At 71.1% G+C, this 21,376-nt stretch carries 19 protein-coding genes; 7 read left to right on the top strand and 12 right to left on the bottom strand.

Features of this window, described 5'->3' with window-relative positions:
* Nucleotides 1–65 precede the first annotated feature (65 nt).
* Entirely contained in the window at nucleotides 66–1,232 is a 1,167-nt protein-coding gene (alr, locus tag ACIGO6_RS22280; RefSeq protein WP_399878738.1) for an alanine racemase, read from the bottom strand.
* Nucleotides 1,233–1,312: 80 nt separating this feature from the next.
* Between alr and ACIGO6_RS22275 the strand changes: the two genes are divergently transcribed.
* Both ACIGO6_RS22275 and ACIGO6_RS22270 read left to right on the top strand, forming a co-directional pair.
* A complete protein-coding gene (locus tag ACIGO6_RS22275; RefSeq protein WP_399878736.1) occupies nucleotides 1,313–1,684 on the top strand; it encodes a holo-ACP synthase in 372 nt (123 codons plus the stop codon).
* 181 nt (nucleotides 1,685–1,865) lie between these two features.
* Entirely contained in the window at nucleotides 1,866–3,314 is a 1,449-nt protein-coding gene (locus ACIGO6_RS22270) for an NAD(P)H-hydrate dehydratase (protein WP_399878734.1), read from the top strand.
* A 361-nt stretch (nucleotides 3,315–3,675) separates the two neighbouring features.
* Here ACIGO6_RS22270 and glmS read toward each other — a convergent pair whose 3' ends face one another.
* Nucleotides 3,676–5,523, bottom strand: coding sequence for a glutamine--fructose-6-phosphate transaminase (isomerizing) (gene glmS / locus ACIGO6_RS22265; protein ID WP_399878733.1), 1,848 nt, complete (start codon nucleotides 5,521–5,523; stop codon nucleotides 3,676–3,678).
* Nucleotides 5,524–5,641: 118 nt separating this feature from the next.
* Entirely contained in the window at nucleotides 5,642–6,430 is a 789-nt protein-coding gene (locus ACIGO6_RS22260) for a hypothetical protein (protein WP_399878731.1), read from the bottom strand.
* 220 nt (nucleotides 6,431–6,650) lie between these two features.
* Between ACIGO6_RS22260 and coaA the strand changes: the two genes are divergently transcribed.
* Nucleotides 6,651–7,619 (top strand): type I pantothenate kinase, encoded by a 969-nt coding sequence (coaA, locus tag ACIGO6_RS22255; RefSeq protein ID WP_399878729.1) that lies wholly within the window; start codon nucleotides 6,651–6,653, stop codon nucleotides 7,617–7,619.
* Between the two features lie 32 nt (nucleotides 7,620–7,651).
* Nucleotides 7,652–8,599, top strand: coding sequence for a DUF389 domain-containing protein (locus ACIGO6_RS22250; protein ID WP_399878727.1), 948 nt, complete (start codon nucleotides 7,652–7,654; stop codon nucleotides 8,597–8,599).
* 128 nt (nucleotides 8,600–8,727) lie between these two features.
* Here ACIGO6_RS22250 and glmM read toward each other — a convergent pair whose 3' ends face one another.
* The 4 genes from glmM to ACIGO6_RS22230 form a co-directional block, all read right to left on the bottom strand.
* A complete protein-coding gene (gene glmM / locus ACIGO6_RS22245) occupies nucleotides 8,728–10,086 on the bottom strand; it encodes a phosphoglucosamine mutase (RefSeq protein ID WP_399878725.1) in 1,359 nt (452 codons plus the stop codon).
* A 219-nt stretch (nucleotides 10,087–10,305) separates the two neighbouring features.
* Nucleotides 10,306–10,818, bottom strand: a complete 513-nt coding sequence (gene rpsI / locus ACIGO6_RS22240; protein ID WP_077796742.1) for a 30S ribosomal protein S9 — start codon at nucleotides 10,816–10,818, stop codon at nucleotides 10,306–10,308.
* 42 nt (nucleotides 10,819–10,860) lie between these two features.
* On the bottom strand, nucleotides 10,861–11,304 hold the full coding sequence (rplM, locus tag ACIGO6_RS22235) for a 50S ribosomal protein L13 (protein WP_137303147.1): 444 nt from the start codon (nucleotides 11,302–11,304) through the stop codon (nucleotides 10,861–10,863).
* A gap of 207 nt (nucleotides 11,305–11,511) precedes the next feature.
* The gene (locus ACIGO6_RS22230) at nucleotides 11,512–12,714 is read right to left on the bottom strand and encodes a glycosyltransferase 87 family protein (RefSeq protein WP_399878723.1); all 1,203 of its coding nucleotides are present in this window, start codon (nucleotides 12,712–12,714) and stop codon (nucleotides 11,512–11,514) included.
* Between the two features lie 74 nt (nucleotides 12,715–12,788).
* Here ACIGO6_RS22230 and ACIGO6_RS22225 point away from each other — a divergent pair, with 74 nt between their 5' ends.
* Nucleotides 12,789–13,685: a hypothetical protein gene (locus ACIGO6_RS22225; protein WP_399878722.1), complete on the top strand. Its 897-nt coding sequence runs from the start codon at nucleotides 12,789–12,791 to the stop codon at nucleotides 13,683–13,685.
* Between the two features lie 26 nt (nucleotides 13,686–13,711).
* On the opposite strand, the gene ACIGO6_RS22220 is transcribed toward ACIGO6_RS22225, so the two are convergent.
* Nucleotides 13,712–15,088, bottom strand: coding sequence for a cellulose binding domain-containing protein (locus tag ACIGO6_RS22220; RefSeq protein ID WP_399878720.1), 1,377 nt, complete (start codon nucleotides 15,086–15,088; stop codon nucleotides 13,712–13,714).
* 505 nt (nucleotides 15,089–15,593) lie between these two features.
* On the opposite strand from ACIGO6_RS22220, the gene ACIGO6_RS22215 reads away from it, so the two are divergent.
* Together ACIGO6_RS22215 and ACIGO6_RS22210 are read left to right on the top strand one after the other, a co-directional pair.
* Nucleotides 15,594–16,676 (top strand): glycosyltransferase family 2 protein, encoded by a 1,083-nt coding sequence (locus ACIGO6_RS22215; protein WP_399878718.1) that lies wholly within the window; start codon nucleotides 15,594–15,596, stop codon nucleotides 16,674–16,676.
* A gap of 24 nt (nucleotides 16,677–16,700) precedes the next feature.
* Nucleotides 16,701–16,907, top strand: a complete 207-nt coding sequence (locus ACIGO6_RS22210; RefSeq protein WP_399878716.1) for a hypothetical protein — start codon at nucleotides 16,701–16,703, stop codon at nucleotides 16,905–16,907.
* Nucleotides 16,908–16,937: 30 nt separating this feature from the next.
* Here the strand turns inward: ACIGO6_RS22210 and ACIGO6_RS22205 are convergent, their stop codons facing one another.
* The 4 genes from ACIGO6_RS22205 to ACIGO6_RS22190 form a co-directional block, all read right to left on the bottom strand.
* Nucleotides 16,938–18,440: a polysaccharide deacetylase family protein gene (locus tag ACIGO6_RS22205; RefSeq protein ID WP_399878714.1), complete on the bottom strand. Its 1,503-nt coding sequence runs from the start codon at nucleotides 18,438–18,440 to the stop codon at nucleotides 16,938–16,940.
* Nucleotides 18,441–18,666: 226 nt separating this feature from the next.
* A complete protein-coding gene (gene truA, locus ACIGO6_RS22200) occupies nucleotides 18,667–19,524 on the bottom strand; it encodes a tRNA pseudouridine(38-40) synthase TruA (protein WP_399878712.1) in 858 nt (285 codons plus the stop codon).
* 72 nt (nucleotides 19,525–19,596) lie between these two features.
* Complete coding sequence (gene rplQ, locus ACIGO6_RS22195; protein WP_399878710.1) at nucleotides 19,597–20,115, bottom strand: 50S ribosomal protein L17; 519 nt, start codon at nucleotides 20,113–20,115, stop codon at nucleotides 19,597–19,599.
* Nucleotides 20,116–20,308: 193 nt separating this feature from the next.
* Nucleotides 20,309–21,331: a DNA-directed RNA polymerase subunit alpha gene (locus tag ACIGO6_RS22190; protein WP_003966937.1), complete on the bottom strand. Its 1,023-nt coding sequence runs from the start codon at nucleotides 21,329–21,331 to the stop codon at nucleotides 20,309–20,311.
* Between the last annotated feature and the right edge of the window lie 45 nt (nucleotides 21,332–21,376).

Here is a 21,376-nt window from a genome sequence, read left to right as displayed (position 1 = left end):
TACCCGCCGGCGGCTGATTCACCTGAACGCGTGTCGTGCGCCGCACTCCGTGGGGGCCGGACGCGTCACTCGTTGACGTAGACGCGCGGAACGCGGGGTCCGATGCGTGTGACGATCTCGTACGCGATGGTGCCCGCGGCCTGCGCCCAGTCCTCGGCGGTGGGCTCGCCGCGGTCGCCGGGCCCGAACAGCACCGCCTCGGCGCCCGGCTCCGGCCGGTCCCCGCCCAGGTCGACGACGAACTGGTCCATCGCGATCCGCCCCGCGACCGTGCGCCACTTGCCGTCGACGAGGACGGGTCCGGTGGAGGAGGCGTGGCGCGGGATGCCGTCCGCGTAGCCGAGGGGGACGAGGCCGAGGGTGGTGTCGCCTGAGGTGGTGTAGTGGTGCCCGTAGCTGACGCCGTGGCCGCCGGGGACCTGCTTGACCAGGGCCAGTGAGGCGGACAGCGTCATCACGGGGCGCAGTCCGAAGTCGGCGGGGGTGCCGACCTCGGGGCTGGGCGAGACGCCGTACATCGCGATGCCGGGCCGTACCAGGTCGTAGTGGGCCTCGGGGAGGGTGAGGGTGGCCGGCGAGTTGGCGATGTGCCGCACCTCGGGGCGGACGCCCTGCTGCTCGGCGTAGGCCGTCATCTCCCGGAAGCGGGTGAGCTGGGCGGCGATGGAGGGGTCGCCGGGCTCGTCGGCGCGGGCGAAGTGCGACCACAGCCCGGTGACGCGGACGGTGCCCTCGGCCTCGGCCCGCAGGGCCGCGCGGACCAGCTCCGCCCAGTCCTCGCCGGGCTGGCAGCCGCCCCGGCCGAGGCCGGTGTCGGCCTTGAGCTGCACGCGGGCGGTGAGGCCGGCCCGCCGTGCCGCCTCGGTGAGCTCGTCCAGGGCCCACATGCCGCTGACGGACACGTCGAGTCGGGCCTCGATCGCCTCGCGCCAGGGGCCGCCCGGCGTCCACAGCCAGCACATGATCCGCACGTCGTCCGGGAGCCCCGCCTCCGCGCGCAGCGCGAGGGCCTCCTGCGGGGTGGCGGTGCCGAGCCAGGTCGCGCCCGCCGCGACGGCCGCGCGGGCGCACGGGACGGCGCCGTGGCCGTAGGCGTCGGCCTTGACCACGGCCATGAGGGCCGCCCCGGGTGCCCGTTCGCGCAGGGCGCGGACGTTGGCCCGCAGTGCGGCCAGATCGATCTCGGCGCGGGCCCGCAGTGTCGCGGCCCGCCGAGCAGCTGTCTCACTCATCGTGCCCACAGTCTCTCAGAGCACCCCGGCACCGCTTCCCGCCGCGGCGCCGCCCGGGCCCGGTCGTTAGGGTGCCCGGCATGAGCATCATCGGGGTCGGGATCGACGTGGCCGAGGTCGAGCGGTTCGAGGCGTCGCTGAAGCGCAGGCCGGCCCTGGCCCAGCGGCTCTTCCTGGAGAGCGAGTTGCTGCTGCCGAGCGGTGAGCGCCGGGGCGTCGCCTCCCTCGCCGCCCGCTTCGCGGCGAAGGAGGCGCTGGCCAAGGCGCTGGGCGCGCCGGCGGGCCTGCTCTGGACGGACGCCGAGGTGTACGTCGAGGACAGCGGACGGCCATGCCTACGGGTGACGGGTACGGTGGCGGCCCGGGCGGCGGAGCTGGGGGTGACGTCGTGGCACGTGTCGCTGAGCCACGACGCGGGGGTGGCTTCGGCGGTGGTGATCGCGGAGGGGTAGGAGGGGGCTCGGCGGCGGGCACGGACAACGAAGGCTTGCCCCGAGGCGCGTGATCGCCCGGCCGCCGGGCTCCCTGGCCTGGGCCTGTGGGCGCAAGCCCCCCTCCCACGGACCCGAGCCCGGCAGAGCTGAACCCGGTGACCTCGTGCGTGTTCGCGGCGTACGGGGAACACTCGACGGCATGCGGACTGCGTACAGCGTGGAGACGGTCAGGACGGCCGAACGGGAGTTGATGGCGCGACTGCCGGAGGGAGCCCTGATGCAGCGGGCGGCCGCCGGGCTCGCCGCCGCCTGCGCGGAGGTGCTCGGCCGGGTGTCCGGGCGGGTCTACGGCAGCCGGGTCGTGCTGCTGGTCGGCAGCGGTGACAACGGCGGCGACGCCCTGTACGCCGGGGCGCGGCTCGCCCGGCGCGGAGCGGGCGTGACGGCCGTCCTGCTCTCCCCGGAGCGCGCCCACGGCACGGGGCTGGCGGCGTTGCGCCGCGCGGGCGGGCGGATCGCCGGGACCGGCTGCGCCGGGGAGCTGATCGCGCGGGCCGATCTGGTCGTGGACGGCATCGTAGGGATCGGTGGCAGGGGCGGGTTGCGGACGGAGGCGGTGCCGCTGGCGGACGCGGCCGCGCGGTCGAGGGCCGCCGTCGTCGCCGTCGACCTGCCGAGCGGGGTCGACGCGGACACCGGGCAGGTGCGCGGGGCGGCCGTGCGGGCCGATGTGACGGTGACGTTCGGGGCGCACAAGCCGGGGCTGCTGGTCGATCCGGCGCGGGAGTACGCCGGGTCGGTGCGGCTGGTGGACATCGGGCTGCCGCTGCCGGCCGACGCGGCCGAGCTGGAGGCGTTGCAGCACGCGGAGGTGGCCCGGCTGCTGCCGGTGCCGGGGGCCGAGAGCGACAAGTACCGGCGGGGGGTCGTGGGCATCGCCGCCGGGTCGGCGCGCTATCCGGGCGCGGCGGTGCTCGCCGTCGCCGGGGCGCTGCGGGGCGGGGCCGGTGCGGTGCGGTACGTCGGTCCGGCCGGGGACGCGGTGATCGCGCGGTACCCCGAGACGCTCGTGTCCGACCAGGGGCCGAAGCGGGCGGGGCGGGTCCAGGCGTGGGTCGTCGGGCCGGGCGCCGGTGACGACGCCGGGACCGTGGCTCAGGTGCTGGCGGCCGAGGTGCCGGTGCTGATCGACGCGGACGGGCTGCGGCTGGCGGACGCCGGGGCGGTGCGGGGGCGTACGGCGCCGACGTTGATGACGCCGCATGCCGGGGAGGCGGCGGCGCTGCTGGGGGTGAGCCGGGAGCAGGTCGAGGGGGCGCGGCTGGCGTCGGCGCGGGAGCTGGCGGGGCGGTACGGGGCGACGGTGCTGCTGAAGGGGTCGACGACGGTGGTGGCCGGCAGGGAGGGCGGGCCGGTGCGGGTCAACGCGACGGGGACGTCGTGGCTCGCCACCGCGGGGAGCGGGGACGTGCTGTCCGGGCTCGCGGGGTCGCTGCTGGCAGCGGGGTTGTCTGCGCGGGACGCGGGCAGCGCGGCGGCGTATCTCCACGGGCTGGCGGGGCGGTTCGCGGCGGAGGGGGCGCCGGTGGGGGCGCACGATGTCGCGGGGGCGCTCCCTCGCGCGTGGCGGGACGTGCGCGGCGCCTGACGGGTCTTCGGCGCACCGGCACACAGGGCACGGTTGGCGCGATCCCGTCAGTTGACGGGCAGTCACCTGACGGGAGCCGTAAGTGGAGTCGGTGACGTCTGCTGCCGCAGTGCGGCAACGAGACGGGGGGACTCGGCGATGAGCGTGCAGCAACCGGGCGGCGGCAACGGCGGGATGGGTGCCGCCGCCCGCCGGGGCGGCGGGCCGCACGGTGCCGGTCGTGGACGCCGGCACCGAGGGCCCGCACCCCCGGGTCGCCACCTCGTACGCGCCGGCCCCGCACTCGTCAGCGGCGGCACCGGCCCGGGCCCGTACGGCTGTGCGCTCGCCGGCGTGAAGCAGGTGTGGGCCCGGAGCCGGCTCACTCCACGGTCACCGACTTCGCCAGGTTCCGGGGCTGGTCCACCTCGTTCCCCCGGGCCGTCGCGAGCTCGCACGCGAAGACCTGCAAGGGCACCGTCGCCACCAGCGGCTGGAGCAGGGTCGGGGTGGCCGGGATGCGGACGAGGTGGTCGGCGTAGGGGACGACCGCCTCGTCGCCCTCCTCGGCGATGACGATGGTCCGCGCGCCGCGCGCCCGGATCTCCTGGATGTTGGACACGATCTTGTCGTACAGCACGGAGCGTCCGCGCGGGGACGGGACGACCACGACGACCGGCAGGTCCTCCTCGATCAGCGCGATCGGCCCGTGTTTCAGCTCGCCCGCCGCGAAGCCCTCGGCGTGCATGTACGCCAGCTCCTTGAGCTTCAGGGCGCCTTCGAGGGCGATCGGGTAGCCGACGTGCCGGCCCAGGAAGAGCACCGTGTTCTTGTGGGCGAGCGAGCGGGCCAGTTCCCGTACCGGCTCCATGGTCCCCAGGACCTGTTCGACGGCCGCGGAGATCCGCGAGAGGTCGCGGACCACGGCGCGGATCTCGTCGCCGTACTTCGTGCCGCGCACCTGCCCCAGGTACAGGGCGACCAGGTAGCAGGCGACCAGCTGGGTGAGGAAGGCCTTGGTGGAGGCGACGGCGACCTCCGGTCCGGCGTGGGTGTAGAGCACCGCGTCGGACTCGCGCGGGATGGTCGAGCCGTTGGTGTTGCAGATCGCCAGCACGTGGGCGCCCTGTTCGCGGGCGTGGCGCAGGGCCATGAGGGTGTCCATGGTCTCGCCGGACTGGGAGATGGCGACGACGAGGGTCTGCTGGTCGAGGATCGGGTCGCGGTAGCGGAACTCGCTGGCCAGCTCCACCTCGCAGGGGATCCGCGTCCAGTGTTCGATGGCGTACTTGGCGATCAGCCCGGCGTGGAAGGCCGTACCGCAGGCGACGATGACGACCTTGTCGACCTCGCGCAGCACGCCCGGCGGGATCCGCACCTCGTCCAGGCTCAGCGTGCCGGAGCCGTCGATGCGGCCGAGCAGGGTGTCGGCGACCGCCTTCGGCTGCTCGGCGATCTCCTTGAGCATGAAGTAGTCGTAGCCGCCCTTCTCGGCGGCGGAGGCGTCCCAGTCGACGTGGTAGGAGCGGACGTCGGCCGGGCTGCCGTCGAAGCCGGTGACGGTCACGCCGTCCCGGCGCAGCTCCACGACCTGGTCCTGGCCCAGCTCGACGGCGTCCCGGGTGTGCGCGATGAAGGCCGCGACGTCCGAGGCGAGGAAGGACTCGCCCTCCCCCACGCCCACCACGAGCGGCGAGTTGCGGCGCGCGCCCACGACCACGTCCGGCGCGTCCGCGTGCACCGCGACCAGCGTGAAGGCGCCCTCCAGCCGCCGGCACACCAGCCGCATCGCCTCGGCGAGGTCGGCGCAGGCGGAGAACTCCTCGGCGAGCAGGTGGGCGACGACCTCGGTGTCGGTCTCGGAGGCCAGCTCGTGACCGCGCTCCGCCAGCTCGGCCCGCAGCGACGCGAAGTTCTCGATGATGCCGTTGTGGACCACGGCCACCCGGCACGCGTTGTCGAGGTGCGGGTGGGCGTTGGTGTCGGTCGGCGCGCCGTGCGTGGCCCAGCGGGTGTGACCGATGCCGGTCGCGGCGCTCGGCAGGGGCCGCTCGGCCAGTTCCTTGTCCAGGTTGACGAGCTTCCCGGCGCGCTTGGCGGTGGCGAGACCGCCGTCCGCGAGCACGGCGACGCCGGCCGAGTCGTAGCCCCGGTACTCGAGTCGCTTCAGGCCGGCCATCACGACGTCGAGCGCCGACTGAGACCCCACGTATCCCACGATTCCGCACATGACCGGCAGCCTACGATCAGATTCGCTCCCGAACCGGTCTTCCCGTGCCCGAAATCGGAAATTCCCACCGGGGTACGAACGCCCCGGTGGGAACTTCCGGCGCGCGCCGGCGGCGGACTCAGCCCAGCTTGGCGAGCTGCGCGTCGCTGATCTCCGTGGGGAAGGGGAAGTCCTCGCCACTGCCGGCGGCGGCGAGGTTGAGGACGGTGAAGGTGACGACGGTGGAGCCCTTGCGGGTGACGACCACCTTGACCGGGAACTCGTCGCCTTCGTCGCCGGTCATCGTCATGGTCATCGCGACCGCCTCGTCGGCACCCGCGGGCGCCTGCCCCTCGGTCACCTTGGCGATCTTGGCCGGTTCACCGACCGCGGTGAAGGCGAAGCCCCCGGCGCACGTGCCGGCCGCCTCCTTCACGTCCTTCAGCACCGCCTCGGCGCCCCCGTCGTCGTAGGAGGCCAGCGTCAGCAGGGCCTTGTCCACGTCGAACGCGGCCTTGACGGCCTCCTCGGTGCCGGCGTCCGCGGCCGGCTTCTTCGGGGTCTCCGTCCAGGTCCGCTTCACCGTCGCCGCCGGCTCACCGAGGGGGACGCCGGTCTCGGCGAAGACGAGCGACTCACACGCCTTGTTGTCCGCCTTGACCTTGTCCTTCGTGACGTCGTCCGTCGCGGCCGTCTTGGTGACCTTGCCGTTCTTGACGTCGGCCTGCGCCAGGGCCGCCTTGTCCAGCTCGGCCGCGGTGAGCGCCTTGGCGGCCGGTGCCGCGGAGGCGGTCTTGTCGCCCTGGGCCTTGCCGTCGCCGGCCGCCTTGTCACCGTCGTCGGAGGAGCCGCCGCAGGCGGTGACGAGGAGGGCCAGGGCAGCGGCAGAGGCCGCGAGGGCGGTACGGCGGACGCCGGTCAGTCTCACGTTGGACTCTCTTCTGGAAGGCGGACACAAGCGCCGCACATTTGTGCGAGCACTGTAAGCACAGCCGACTCACAGACGATCACCCATGCGCCACCCGGTATCCGACCGTGACGCCGACGTGATCTTCCACGGTTCCGGACCGCGGCGGGCGTGACACAGCCCACCTGTCACGCCGTTCGAACTCCGTTAACAATGGACTGTGATCTCTCCGGTCTCCTCGATGCCCAGGAGCGCCCACCGGCAGCGGCCGGAGGCGACTCCCTACGTCGACCTCACCCGCCCCGAGTGGAGCGCGCTGCGCGACAAGACGCCGCTGCCGTTGACCGCCGAGGAGGTCGAGAAGCTGCGCGGCCTCGGCGATGTCATCGACCTCGACGAGGTGCGGGACATCTACCTCCCGCTCTCCCGGCTCCTCAACCTCTACGTCGGCGCCACCGACGGCCTGCGCGGCGCGCTCAACACCTTCCTCGGCGAAGGGGGCTCCCAGTCCGGCACGCCCTTCGTCATAGGGGTCGCCGGCTCGGTGGCGGTCGGCAAGTCCACCGTCGCCCGCCTCCTCCAGGCGCTGCTGTCCCGCTGGCCCGAGCACCCGCGCGTCGAGTTGGTCACGACCGACGGCTTCCTGCTGCCCACGAGGGAGCTGGAGGCCCGTGGCCTGATGTCGCGGAAAGGTTTCCCCGAGTCGTACGACCGCCGGGCCCTGACCCGGTTCGTCGCCGACATCAAGGCGGGCAAGGGCGAGGTGACCGCGCCGGTCTACTCCCACCTCATCTACGACATCGTCCCGGACGAGAAGCTGGTCGTCCGCCGCCCCGACATCCTGATCGTCGAGGGCCTCAACGTCCTCCAGCCCGCGCTGCCCGGCAAGGACGGCCGCACCAGGGTCGGCCTCGCCGACTACTTCGACTTCAGCGTGTACGTCGACGCCCGCACCGAGGACATCGAACGCTGGTACCTCAGCCGCTTCCGCAAGCTGCGCGAGACCGCCTTCCAGAACCCGTCCTCGTACTTCCGCAAGTACACCCAGGTGTCGGAGGAGGAGGCCCTCGACTACGCCCGCACCACCTGGCGCACCATCAACAAGCCCAACCTGGTGGAGAACGTGGCCCCCACCCGGGGCCGGGCCACCCTCATCCTGCGCAAGGGCCCCGACCACAAGGTGCAACGCCTGCGCCTGCGCAAGCTGTGACGGCGGGCCCCCACAGCCGGTAGAAATACCGGATGCTGCATCTGCGCCTGATCACCCCGGCCGACCGGACCGGCGAGGTGGTCCACCTGATCGACCGGACGGTCGGCACCACCCACCTGGTCGTCCTGCCGGGCGTCGCCCGCGATCCCGAGGGCGACGTCGTCATGTGCGACGTCGCCCGCGAGGCCGGCGACGAACTCATCGGCCGCCTGCGGGCATTGGGCATCGACAGCAGCGGCGCCATCACGGCCGAGAACATCGACCTGTCGCTGTCCGAGCGTGCCGACCAGGCGGAGAAGGACGCTCCGGGCGAGCCCGCCGACGCGGTGCTGTGGGAGCAGTTGGAGGAGGCGACGCACGAGGAGTCGACCCTCTCCATCACCTACGTCGCCTTCATCACGCTCGCCACGATGATCGCGGCCTGCGGCGTGGTGCTCGACAACGCGATCCTGATCGTGGGCGCGATGGCGGTCGGCCCGGAGTTCGGCCCCCTGGCCGGCGTCTGCACGGCAATCGTGCAGCGCGCACCCCGCCTGGCCCTGCGCTCGACCCTCGCCCTGCTGGTGGGCTTCGCGGTGGCGATGGCGGTGACGGTGGGCTTCAGCTGGATCATGGCCGCGCTGAACCTCTTCAGCGAGGCCGAACTGGAGGGCGACCGGCCCAACACCGGCTTCGTCTACGCCCCCGACGCCTTCTCCTTCGTGGTGGCGATCCTCGCCGGCATCGCGGGCACGCTCTCCCTCACCTCGGCGAAGTCCGGCGCCCTGGTGGGCGTCGCCATCTCGGTCACCACGGTCCCGGCCGCGGCGAACGCGGCCGTGGCCCTGAGCTTCGGCGACACCGACCAGATGGTGGGCTCCAGCGAACAACTCCTGCTGAACCTGGCCGGCATCGTCATGGCCGGCACCTTGACGCTGCTGGCCCAGAAGGCGTTGTGGTCGACTCAGCGACATCGCCTCACGAAGCCGGAAACACCCTGACGGGACGTCACATCGGGACGCCGGGCGGGGCACTCGCCCTCAGGGGCGCGGGGAACTGCGCGACCAGCCACAACGAAACCCGCAGCCCGCAACACACAGAACCCCCACCCCGAACCCGGCCCCGAAAACTACCCGAGCGCCGACTTCACCGAATCGGCCAACCGCCCGGCAACAGCCCGAGCCTGCTCGATATCCGCAGCCTCGACCATCACCCGAACCAACGGCTCCGTCCCGGAGGGACGCAACAGCACCCGCCCCGTGCTCCCCAACTCCCGCTCGGCCTCGGCCACCGCCGAGGCCAGCTCCGCGGAGGTCGCCACCCGCGACTTGTCCACGTCCGGCACATTGACCAGCACCTGCGGCAGCCGCTCCATCACCGACGCGAGATCCCGCAGCGTACGCCCGGTCTGCGCGACCCGCGCCGCCAGCATCAGCCCGGTCAGCGTGCCGTCGCCGGTGGTGGCGTGGTCGAGGATGATGACGTGCCCGGACTGCTCGCCGCCGAGGGCGTACCCCTTGGCCTTCATCTCCTCCAGGACGTACCGGTCACCGACGCCGGTCTGCACGAACTGGATGCCCTCGCGCTCCATGGCGAGCTTGAAGCCCAGGTTGGACATGACCGTCGCGACCACCGTGTCCGAGCGCAGCGCGTCCCGCTCCCGCATCGCCAGGGCCAGCACGGCGAGGATCTGGTCGCCGTCCACCTCCGCACCGGTGTGGTCCACGGCCAGGCAGCGGTCGGCGTCGCCGTCGTGGGCGATGCCGAGGTCGGCGCCGTGCTCGACGACGGCGGCCTTGAGCAGGTCGAGGTGGGTGGAGCCGCAGCCGTCGTTGATGTTGAGGCCGTCCGGCACCGCGCCGATGGTGACCAGCTCTGCCCCGGCCCGCGCGAACGCCTCCGGCGAGACCCGGGAGGCCGCGCCGTGCGCCTCGTCGAGGACGATCTTCAGTCCGTCGAGGCGGTTGGGGAGGACGCCGACGAGGTGGGCGACGTACTGGTCGAGCCCCTCGTCGTAGTCGCGGACGCGGCCGACACCGGCGCCGGTCGGACGGTCCCAGGGGGCGCCGGTGCGGTGCTCCTCGTAGACGGACTCGATGCGGTCCTCCAGCTCGTCGGCGAGCTTGTGGCCGCCGCGGGCGAAGAACTTGATGCCGTTGTCGGGCATGGCGTTGTGGCTCGCGGAGAGCATCACGCCCAGGTCGGCGCCGAGGGCGCCGGTGAGGTGGGCGACCGCCGGCGTCGGCAGCACGCCGACCCGCAGGACGTCCACGCCGGCGCTGGCGAGGCCCGCGACCACGGCGGCCTCCAGGAACTCCCCGGAGGCACGCGGGTCCCGCCCGACCACGGCGGTCGGCCGGTGTCCGGCGAAGGTGCCCGCCTCGGCCAGTACGTGCGCCGCGGCGACGGAGAGCCCGAGCGCCAGCTCGGCCGTCAGATCCGCGTTGGCGACACCGCGCACACCGTCCGTGCCGAAGAGTCGTCCCACTTGTCCTCCTGAGGAAACGTCAATTCCGGAAGCGGCTGCGGTTGCGGCCCAGCAGTCCGGTCATCCGATCACACAAGCCTTCAGGCTTCTCAAAGGCTGAGCGCCTGAACATCTCGGCATCTCAGCGTCTTGTGCCGTTATACGCCCAACGGCTGGGATAAACGAACGCCCCGGCAGCACAGTGGCGTGCCGCCGGGGCGTTCGGAGTACAGCCCGCGTTTAGCGCTTGCTGTACTGCGGAGCCTTGCGGGCCTTCTTCAGACCGGCCTTCTTGCGCTCGACCGCACGGTCGTCGCGCTTGAGGAAGCCGGCCTTCTTCAGCGGGCCGCGGTTGTTGTCGACGTCGGCCTCGTTCAGCGCACGGGCGACACCGAGACGGAGCGCGCCGGCCTGGCCGGAGACACCGCCACCGGCGATGCGGGCGATGACGTCGTAACGGCCCTCGAGCTCGAGCACCTTGAAGGGCTCGTTCACTTCCTGCTGGTGCACCTTGTTCGGGAAGTAGTCCTCGAGGGTGCGGCCGTTGATCTTCCACTTGCCGGTGCCCGGGACGATCCGGACACGGGCGATGGCGTTCTTGCGACGGCCCAGGCCGGCGGCCGGCTGGGGCTCGCCGAAGCGGGACGCCATGGACTCCGAGGTGTACTCGCCCTCGACGGGGACCTCGGACTCGGTGGTGTAGCTGTCGATGTCGATCTCTTCGAGCGGCTGCTCGGCAGTGGTCTCGGCCACGATGCTCCTCAGATTCTCTTCAGTCTTAGGGGGTGGCCGGACTTACTGCGCGACCTGGGTGATCTCGAACGGCTGCGGCTGCTGCGCGCCGTGCGGGTGCTGGTCACCCTTGTAGACCTTCAGCTTCGAGAGCATCTGACGGCCCAGGGAGTTCTTGGGGAGCATGCCCTTGACGGCCTTCTCGATGGCCTTCTCCGGGTTCTTGTCCAGCAGCTCGTCGTAGCGCACCGAGCGCAGACCGCCCGGGTAGCCGGAGTGGCGGTACGCCATCTTCTGGGTGCGCTTGTTGCCGGAGAGGTGCACCTTGTCGGCGTTGATGATGATGACGAAGTCACCGGTGTCGACGTGGGGCGCGTAGATCGGCTTGTGCTTGCCACGCAGGATGGAGGCGGCGGTGGAGGCCAGACGACCCAGGACGACGTCCTGAGCGTCGATGACGTGCCACTGGCGCGTCACATCGCCGGGCTTGGGGCTGTACGTACGCACGGTTCGTAGCCTTCGCTTCTTCAGTGAGTGGTCCTGACATGGTCACCGAAGACGATCACGACAGCCCTGACCGCACCGCGGTGACGCAAACCGCGTGCTGGTCGCTGGTCATCGGTCCCGGTGGACCGGTGTAAGGGCCCCTCACGTGAGAATGAGCAAGCCAATACACATACGACTGTGCAGAGTACCCGGGGTGCCGCAGCCGGGTCAAAACGGAGCGGCCGAGGGTCGCGCCGACCCCGGCGCGCGGGCCCCGGGAACACGGTCGTCGGCCACCGCGCCGCCCCCGGTCCGCCGGGCCACCGTCACGGCCAGCACACACAGCGTGAACGCGTCCTTGAAGGCCCGCCGCCGTTCCGACTCCAGCCAGGGCCAGGTCACCCCGGGCACCTGGGGCGCCAGAGCGACCCAGAACCAGGGCCCGCGGGCCACCGAACCGGCGTACGGCAGCCCGGCGAGCAGCAGCGGAAGGGCGACCAGGAGGTAGTGGTCGTACGACGGCCGGGAGACGAGGAACGCCGACAGCATCAGCCCCGCCCCGGTCTCCGCGAACCGCAGGGGCCCGGGGTCGGCGCGCCGCCAGCGCAGGTACGCGCAGAGCACCCCGGCGCCGGCCGCCGCCAGCGCGGCCCCCTCGGCGAGCGCCCGCGGCACGCCGAGCCGGGGCAGCACGGCGGCCGGGGAGGCCTCGTACAGCCGTACGAAGGCGTCGTCGCCGCGCAGCAGGAACGGCAGGGTGCGGGTGAAGAAGCCGGCCGGGTCGGGCATCAGCAGCGCCGCCGCGCCGGAGGCCAGCGCCGGCACCAGGGCGGCCACCGCCAGCGCCCGCCACCGTCCGGCGAACAGGAACAGCAGGACGACCGGCGCGAGCAGCGGCTTGAGCGCCACGGCCGCGCCGACGACCGCGCCCGCCGCCGTCCACCGCCCCCGATGCGCCAGCAGGAGGCACAGGGGCAGGGCCACCGCCGCCGTCACCGTCCAGTTGCCGAGGCGCACCAGGTGTCCGAACGGCGCGAAGCCCACCGCGAGCCCGGTCAGACCGAGGACCGCCAGCCGACTGCGCAGCGGCACGCGGTGCAGCCGCAGCGCGCACGCCCAGCCCAGCGCCAGCAGGCCCGTCACCGCGCAGGGCACCAGCACCCGCAGCAGGGCCCCGGGCAGCAGCGCCTGCGGGACGGCGGCCAGGACCGCGCTCGGGAAGTAGAGGAAGTGCGGATCGTCGTACGGGGAGCCACCGGCCAGCCAGGTGCGGGCGGCCCGGACGACGATCGCGTTGTCCATCCCACCGTCCGAGGTCACCCGCGCCGCATGCACGGCGGACGCCACCAGCACCGCCCCGAGCACCGCCCACGCATGCCCGCCCGCCGGTCGCACCAACCACCCGGAGATGTCGCTTTTGCCCGTCCACATGCACGGAACGCTAGGCGCTGCGGGGCCCCCAGACGCGCACCAGCACGCCGCCCGGCCCGTCTAAGATGCGGCCCATGAGCTTTGGGCAGGGGGGACCTCAGTCGCAGTGGGATCCCTGGAAACCGCAATCGCAGCAGCCGCAGCAGCAGCCCTGGAACAGCGGTGACAGCGGCAGCACCCCGGACTGGGCCGCCCTCGCCGAGGCCTCCGAGGCCCGCAACAAGCGGCGCCGGCTGCTGTTCATCGGTGGCGGCGCGCTGGCCACCGTGGCGATAGCCGGCGCCGTCGCCGTGGCCGTCGTCTCGGCGAACGGCTCCGGCCAGGCCTCGGACAGCCCCTCCTCGCAGCTCCCCACGACCGCGGACATCCCCAGCGCGTCGGCCACGGCCCCCTCGTTCGCCCCGACCAGCGCCCCGCCGCCGCTGGACCCGAAGGACTTCGTCTCCAGCGTCCAGAAGGACAAGGCCCCGCTCGGCCCGGACGTGCTCTTCCCGGGCACCCAGCTGACCATGGGCGACACGGTCTACAAGAAGGGCCCGACCGCCGACACACGCACCTGCGGCTCCGCCGCCCAGGGCACGCTGCCGAAGGTCCTCGACGCGAACGGCTGCACCCGCCTGATCCGCGTCACCTACACCAAGGGCGACACCGCGGTGACGGTCGGCGTCGCCGTCTTCGACACCGAGGCGCAGGCCACCAAGGCCAAGAAGCAGGCCGACCGGAAGAGCCTCGTGCGCTCCCTGTCCGGCGGCGGCGTCAAGCCCTTCTGCACCGGTGCCGTCTGCCGCTCCACCACCAACTCCTACGGCCGCTACGCCTACTTCACCGTCGCCGGATTCACCAACGGCAAGAACGTGACGGAGAAGGCCACGGAGGTCTTCCGGGCCGGCGACGACCTGGCCGAGTTCAGCTTCCGGCAGATCCGTGGCCGCGGTGAGGCCCAGGCGTCGGCGGCGGCCCAGGCGGGCTGACCGCCGCCTTCTCCGTCATCCCTGCGTCAGTCACTCCCCGCGAGCGTGTTCACGTACCTGGTGCCCGCGGCGGCGAAGTCGGCCGCGGCCTGCGTCGCGACCTCCGGGGAGACGGCCTGGCCGGACTGGAGGTAGACCCAGTCGACCTTCATCGCCCAGGAACGCTCCCCCTTGAAGGGGAGGTCGATGAACCAGTTGCTGAAGTTGACGCTCATCGGTTCACGCGGAAGGTAGGTCTTCCCACTGGTGAACAACACCTTCCCGTCCACCGAGTAGGTGACCTTGCCGTCGGCCGCGGTCATGGCCAGGGTGCGCCAACCGCCGAGCTTCGTCTGATGGGGCTTGGTGACCCGGTCGCCCAGGTCGCTGCTGCGCCAGCTGGTGGTGTCGAGGATCGGACCGTAGCGACCCCAGCCGCCGTTCGCCATGTACTCGAAGTCGAGCTCGCTGTACTTCTCCGACTTGTGGTCCGGCGAGATCGCGAAGACGGACTGGGACACGTGATCGCCGTCCTCGCCGTTCACCGGTTCGTCGGTGAAGTACACCCGGGCGACGAGCGTGCCCTCGCGGAACACCGGACGCGCGGTGTGGAACTCGGACTGCACCGTTCCCTTCGCCGTGCCGTCGGTACGGGCCTCCAGGCGCAGCGCCTGCCCGCCGTCCTCCTTCTCGCCGGCGGGGAACGTGACCCCCTTCGCCGACCACGAGTCCTCGACGCCCGGGCCGCCCGCGCCGCTGCGCACCTCCCAGCCGTTGGCGGCGAGCGACGGATCCTCGGGGCCCGTGTAGGCGAAGTCGTCGAAGAGGACATCGTCGGGCGGCCGCACCGCTTCGGCGGGAGCCCCCGCGTTCACGCGTCGCCCGGACCCCTCCGTCTCACCGGTCGGCCCCTCGCCCCAGACCTGGGCACCGTCGAGGTAGGCCGTGACCCGCTCGGACTCCTGGTACGACGTCTTCTCCGCGTCGAACGAGTAGTCGTCCGCCTGGTCCAGCTTCTTGTGGTCGACGCGGTACAGCTGGAGCCCGATCGCCTCGGTCGTCCCGCCGGGCTTCAGGGTGCCGGTCTCGCCCGAGAAGCCGATCTCCAGATAGCGGTCGGCCTTGGGGGCGGCCTTCTGCGCGGCGGCCGTGTGCAGGGTGACCTTGGAGCAGTCGAGGGACGTCTGCACGCAGTTGGCCGCGAACGGGGCACCGTCGTCGGCGGTGTAGTGGTACCGGACGGTGACGTCGGCGAGGTCCACCGCCTTGCCGGACGTGTTGATGACTTCCAGCCAGGGCTTGGCGGCGTCCGTCACCGCCGGGCCCTCGGTGCGGTAGCGGACGGTCAGGGCCGAGGGGTCCGTGTCCGACGACGGCCACCAGCGGTAGGCGGCTCCACCAGCGGCGGCCAGGAGGACCACCACTGACACAAAAATAAGGAAGCTTCGCCCCTTACCAGATGATTTACCGCGACGGGACACGAAATACCCCAGTTTCCATGGCTGGCTGTCGAGCGAATCTTAGGCACACGCTCACGGATCTCTCACAACCAAACCCATCCGGTCATGCGTGTGACCTTGTTCACTCCGAAATCGCACAACCCTTGCCGTAATTGCCTGAATTGATTGGATTCACGAACCGATAACGGACAACTAGGGACTAACACATTGTCCACATTGCGCTGATCACCCCTACTTGTAACCGCCTGTTCACACCTCCAGGAGCCGGACATGTGTGCGGTATCTTCACAGCCGCATTTACACAGCCCACACAGGGTGGGTCTGGCGCCTGAAAAGAAAACAGGGTGGGGGGATCGCCTTGTCCGTCATCGACACGGGCCATGAGTGGGCTGAGTCGCAGCCGGCGGCTCGCAGCCGTCACCGCAGGGGCCGTGGCGGGCGCATCAGCGCCGCCCCCACCGCGACCACCATGGTCTACGAGACGGTCGTCCTGGTTCCCGCGAGGAACGAGGAGGTCGGTGTCTTCACCTCGCTCGAGTCCCTGGCCAAGCAGACCCGCCGCCCCGACCTCATCGTCGTGGTGGTCAACAACTCCACCGACCGCACCGAGGACTACGCGCTCCAGTTCGCCGAGGACGAGAGCACGCCGCCGACCGTGGTGCTGAACTTCGCGGACAACCCCCACAAGAAGGCCGGCGCCCTCAACTACGGCCTGAGCTGGCTCCGGGAGGCCGTCGGCGGCCGTCTCAACGGCCGGGTGGGCCACATCCTCGTCATGGACGCCGACACCGAACTGCACTCCCGGTTCATCGAGCGCGCCCGCAACGTCATCTCGACCGACCCCGAGATCGGCGGTGTCAGCGCGGCCTGCCTCGGCCGTACCGACCTGTGGCGCAATCCCTGGCAGCGGTTCCTGCTCGGCATGCAGATCATCGAGTACGGCCGGGCGGCGACCTCCCGCTTCCGCAAGGACGTCCACACCATGTCGGGCGCCGGCTCCTTCTACCGCGCCGAGGCCCTGCAGGGCCTGATCGACTGGCGCGGCGAGGTGTTCTGGGAGGACCACCGCAACCTCGTCGAGGACTACGAGACCACCCTGGCGCTCAAGGAGTCCGGCTGGAAGGTCACGGCCAACCAGCTGTGCATCGCGTACACCGACCTCATGCCCACCCTGCGCGAGCTGGTCCAGCAGCGCGAGCGGTGGAGCCGGGGCACCGTGGACGCACTGCGCCGCCGTGGCTGGACCAAGTTCACCTGGCACTCCATCATCACCATGATCCTGGGCCTGTTCGGCTTCGCGTACATCTTCATCTGGGGCGCCCGCCAGCTCGTCTCCGCGGCCCAGTACAGCCTGAGCACGCACCCGCTGCTGTGGGCCCTGCTCGCCTTCTGGATCATCTATCCCGCGCTGCGGGTACGGACCCTGGGCTGGAAGGCGATGCTCGTCGAGGCCCTGCTCATCCCCGAGCTGGTCTACACCGTCGTACGGGCCTACTGGCTCGTGTCGTCCATCCTCAAGTCCTACGTGACTCGTGTGTCCGCCTGGAAGTAAGAGACAGACAGGCGCAGGAGAAAAATGAACACCCTCAGAGGCCTTGGAGCCTGCGCGGTTCTCGCGGGCATCGCCTACACCGTCACGAAGGTCACCCAGGTCGAGATCGTCGTCCTCGGCTTCACGTGCCTGGCCGTCACCCTTACCGTGCTGGGCTGGATACTCTCCATCAAGCGGAGCCGCCATGACCGCCGGGCGGCCGGCGGCGGCAGGCGTGCGCGCCGCGGCTGACGGCACGCCGCGCACGTTCTCCCGGGCGTTTCAGGCGTAGTACGCCATCGCCTCCTGCACCGTCAGCACCTCGATGCCCCGCTTCTCGATCTCGCGCATCAGACGGTCGAGGCCTTCGGTGCTCAGTTCCGTGCTCTCCGTGGGAACACCCTCGACGATCCGGTGCAGACACAGGATGAGCCAGTCGCCACTGCGCGCACAGCGGTCCAGCGCGCCACCCGCCTCGATGACGTCGGCGAGCGTCTCACCGCCGATCTTCTTCCCGTCGTTGATCCCGGTCAGCGCCTTGAGCCGGTACGGCATCGCCGGGGCGAAGCTCTCGGTCGTCTCGGAGATGATGGAACGCGCGGTGGTGAAGTGCCGGGCAGCCAGCAGGTCGACGGGCACACCGTCGCGGGTCTTCCCGAACGCCCCGTGCGGATAGGCGAAGTGCTCACTGGTGAAGCCGCGTGCGACCAGCCACTCGCGCAGCTTGCGGAAGTCGTCGTCGACCTCCTCCGCGGCGAGCTTCGGATAGCTCGCCTCATGTGCCTTGAGCGAGTAGGCGTGTCCGGCCATCTCCCAGCCGGACGAGTCCTGCAGTGAACGCATCTGTCCGATGCCCATGAAGGGCTCGGTGCCTATCGCGTCGGCGATGTTGTAGAGCGTGCCCGGCATTCCGTACCGGTCCATGACCGGGCGGGCGAAATCGTGCACCGACTTGTGCGAGTCGTCGAAGGTGATCGAGACGACGCCCTTGGGGAAGACGTCGGTGGTGTCCGCCACCACCTCGACGGCCTGGAGGTGGTACGTGACCGGCCCCTTCCCGTCGTCGTACACGGCGAACGACATGTCGGTGAAGCCGGACCGGACCGACGGCTCACCCGCCGACGACAGCTTCCTCGCGCCGTTCGCGCCGGTGACGTCCGCCCACTGCAGGTGGACGGTGACCCACTCCCCCGACTGCACGTAGTTGGTGCCCTTGGCCGCGTGGTAGTGGAAGGTCCAGCTGAAGTGGTTCGCCAGGTCGCGGCTGCCCAGGTAGAACTCCATCCGTTCCAGATGGGCCACGTCCTCCACACGGAAGACAAGACGGAGCATCTTCCCCTTGAGATCCAGCGGCTCCATGCCGGTACGGCGCACGAAGGACTGGACACCGTCGCCGCGCGTGGTGACCCGGCACGCGCGGTCGCCCCGGGTGAAGACCTCCGTGTCGGAGTCGGAGGACGCGGTGCCCTCACCGCCGGCCGACCACTCGTGGCCTTCCTGGAACTGCTCGCTCCAGGTCGCCCGCCGGTACCGCGGGCGGCGCCCCGTCGGGGCGTACGTCGGCCGGGTCAGATTCTCGAGACGCCCGCCGACACCGAGATCGACGGCCCCCGTGCCGCTCTCGGCCGACGCGGGCAGGATCAGGTCCCTGCCCACCACGCCCGCGGCCGCGCCGCCGGCCGTCAGCAGACCGCCGAGCCCCAACAGGCCGAGGGCGGAACGCCGCCCCACCTTCGCCCTGGAATCCCGTTCGGCCGACGCCGAGTGCTTTCTGGCTCTGGACACAGTGGTCCCCCCTCTCGCAGCAGAGTCCGGCCGCGTGCGACAGCACCGGACGGCCACTCCCCGTGGGCGCGTCCGGTGTGCAGGACAGATGTCAGAACAGGCGTCGTAGCGGCCCGACGGCCTCGCTGTCCCCCATGCACCCCGCCGGTGAAGATTCCCGCGGACGATGTGAACGAGGCATGTCGAACGCCAGTCTAGCGGGGCACATCCGCCCCACACCGTGCGTTCAGCAGCAGCCGGCCCCGGGCAGGGACCGCTTGTTCCGCGCCTCCTTGTTCCGGGCCGCGAGCAACTCGTCGGCCGGGTAGCCGACCTCCTCCAGCGTCAGCCCGTGCGGCCGCACGACGTGCACGGCCGAGTCCCGTACGCCGGCGGCGAGCACCTTGGCGGGCCAGTCCGGCGTGCGGTGGCCGTCGCCGACGAACAGCAGCGCCCCGATCAGCGAACGCACCATGTTGTGACAGAAGGCGTCGGCCCGCACGGTGGCGGTGATGATCCCGTCGTCCGCTCCACGCACCAGGCTCAGCTCCTGCAGCGTCCGGATGGTGGTGGCCCCCTCCCGCTTCTTGCAGTAGGCGGCGAAGTCGTGCTCGCCCAGCAGCCCCCGGGCGGCCTCGTTCATGGCGTCCACGTCGAGGGGCCAGTCGTGCCACAGGACATGGCCGCGCAGCAGCGGGTCGACGCCGCCGGGGTTGTCGGTGACCCGGTAGGCGTAGCGCCGCCAGATCGCCGAGAACCGCGCGTTGAAGCCGCTGGGCGCCTCCCTGAGGGCCCACACCCGCACGTCCCTGGGCAGCCGCCCGGCGAGCCGCTTGAGCAGCTTCCCGTGGTGCTCGGCCCACACCTCGCGCGGCAGATCGACATGGGCGACCTGTCCCCGTGCGTGCACGCCGGCGTCGGTCCGCCCCGCCACGGTCAGCTCGTACGTCTCCCGCGACCGGGTGACCGTACGCAGCGCGTCCTCGATCTCCCCCTGCACGGTCCGGCGCCCACCGGCCTGCTTGGCCCAGCCGGAGAACTCGGACCCGTCGTAGGAAAGGTCCAGCCGCACCCGCACGAATCCGGGCTCTACTTCGTCGCTCACTCCTGAATCCTCTCAAGAACGCGGAACGGGCCCGCCCCGGAGGGCGGACCCGTTCACTGCGAGGGGGAAGCCTCAGGCGTCCTTGGCGCTTTCACCAGCCGCTTCCGCGGCGGGCTCGGCGGCCTCGTCGGCCGGCTTGGCGTCCTCGACGGCCTCGTCCTTCTTGAGGGCGTCTTCCTTGACCGCACGCTTCGTCGCGGCCTCGGCCTCGCCGGTGGCCTGCTGCGCCACGGTCAGCGCCTCGACCAGCTCGATGACGGCCATGGGCGCGTTGTCGCCACGGCGGTTACCGATCTTGGTGATCCGGGTGTAGCCACCGGGACGGTTCTCGTAGCGCGGGCCGATCTCGGTGAAGAGCGTGTGGACGATGCTCTTGTCCGTGATCACCTGGAGCACCTGACGGCGGTTGTGAAGGTCGCCCTTCTTCGCCTTGGTGACCAGACGCTCGGCGTACGGACGCAGCTTGCGCGCCTTCGCCTCGGTGGTGGTGATCCGGCCGTGCTCGAAGAGGCTCTTCGCGAGGTTCGCGAGGAGCAGCTTCTCGTGCGCGGCGCTGCCGCCCAGACGGGCACCCTTGGTGGGCTTCGGCATTGGTTTCTCCTAGGTGTCTGCCCCGGCCGTATCAGGTACCGAGGTCAGTATCCGAGCAGGCGGTCGCCTGTCGGAGATCCGGGGCGCCTTTTCAAACGCCCCGGAGGATCCGCGCCCCGAAGGGGCGCGGGGCTGTGCTGATTTGCGGCTCCGCCGCGTGGGCGCGACCAGCCACGACGGACCGGCAGCCGAATCAGTACTGCTCGGTCTCCACGAAACCGGCGTCCGCGTCGTCGTCGGCGCCGAAGGCGTCCGCCGCGGCGGTCGGGTCGAATCCGGGCGGGCTGTCCTTGAGCGCGAGGCCCATACCCGCCAGCTTCGCCTTGACCTCGTCGATGGACTTCGCGCCGAAGTTGCGGATGTCCAGCAGGTCCGCCTCGGACCGCGCAACGAGCTCACCCACGGAGTGGATGCCCTCACGCTTGAGGCAGTTGTACGACCGGACGGTGAGCTCGAGCTCCTCGATCGGAAGCGCGAGGTCGGCCGCCAGCGCAGCGTCCGTCGGGGACGGACCCATGTCGATGCCCTCGGCGTCGATGTTCAGCTCGCGGGCGAGACCGAACAGCTCGACCAGGGTCTTACCGGCGGACGCCATGGCGTCGCGCGGCCGCATGGCCTGCTTGGTCTCGACGTCGACGATCAGCTTGTCGAAGTCGGTGCGCTGCTCGACACGCGTGGCCTCGACCTTGTACGTGACCTTGAGAACCGGCGAGTAGATCGAGTCGACCGGGATGCGCCCGATCTCCTGACCGACCTGCTTGTTCTGCACAGCCGAGACATAGCCGCGACCGCGCTCGACGGTCAGCTCCATCTCCAGCTTGCCCTTGCCGTTGAGCGTGGCGAGGACGAGGTCGGGGTTGTGCACCTCGACACCGGCCGGGGGCGCGATGTCGGCGGCGGTGACCAGACCCGGGCCCTGCTTGCGCAGGTACATCACGACCGGCTCGTCGTGCTCGGACGACACGACCAGCTGCTTGATGTTGAGGATCAGGTCGGTGACGTCCTCCTTGACGCCCGGCACGGTGGTGAACTCGTGCAGGACACCGTCGATCCGGATGCTGGTGACAGCCGCACCGGGGATCGAGGACAGGAGGGTCCGACGCAGGGAGTTGCCGAGGGTGTAGCCGAAGCCCGGCTCCAGCGGCTCGATGACGAACCGGGAGCGGAACTCGTCGACGACCTCTTCGGTCAACGAGGGACGCTGAGCAATCAGCATGTGCGATTCCTTCAGTCAGGGGCGCCCGCTATTTGACGCCCGACT

It is taken from the genome of Streptomyces sp. NPDC053750 (assembly GCF_044544295.1).
GTDB lineage: Bacteria > Actinomycetota > Actinomycetes > Streptomycetales > Streptomycetaceae > Streptomyces.
The sequence above is the reverse complement of the archived record's forward strand: the minus strand, read 5'-3'. Positions and strand labels throughout refer to the sequence as shown.